Annotated in this window: 1 protein-coding gene; it reads right to left on the reverse strand. The window is 65.2% G+C overall.

The genetic code is table 11. The features are described 5' to 3' along the window. Positions 1 to 86 precede the first annotated feature (86 nt). A complete protein-coding gene (locus P3H15_RS54610; protein ID WP_276144907.1) occupies positions 87 to 356 on the reverse strand; it encodes an acyl-CoA carboxylase subunit epsilon in 270 nt (89 codons plus the stop codon). Between the last annotated feature and the right edge of the window lie 109 nt (positions 357 to 465).

Raw genomic sequence — 465 nt, forward strand, 5'->3', positions numbered from 1 at the left:
CCCGGATCACCCGCACTGCGATCTCACCGCGGTTCGCGACGAGCACCTTCGTGATCTGCTTGTGAGAATTGGTCATCAATCTTCCTTTACCGAGCAAAGCGAGCGTTGACAAAAGCGCAGGGTGCCGCGGACAGCCCGTAGCGCATCAACTGGGCGGGAGCACCCCATCCCTCCTCATCCGGCGGCGTCGCCGCGGTAGGGACGGCGGCCAGCGAGGCGAGGACGGCGATTACCGCCGCGATCTCCTCGTCGGAGGGATTCCCGGAGAAACGGATCGGATCCTGTTGCGGCACAACTGTCCCCAGCATTGCGGCCTCGTCCAACAGGACGTCAGCCAGTTCCGCTACCGCGGTCACAGGGGGATGTTCCCGTGCTTCTTGGGCGGGAGGGTGACCATTTTGCGTTCGAGGAGGCGCAGGGCGGCCACGATCTGTCCGCGGGTGTGGGACGGGGGGATGACGGCGT

The organism is Rhodococcus sp. T2V (genome assembly GCF_029269925.1).
Taxonomy (GTDB): domain Bacteria; phylum Actinomycetota; class Actinomycetes; order Mycobacteriales; family Mycobacteriaceae; genus Rhodococcus_F; species Rhodococcus_F koreensis.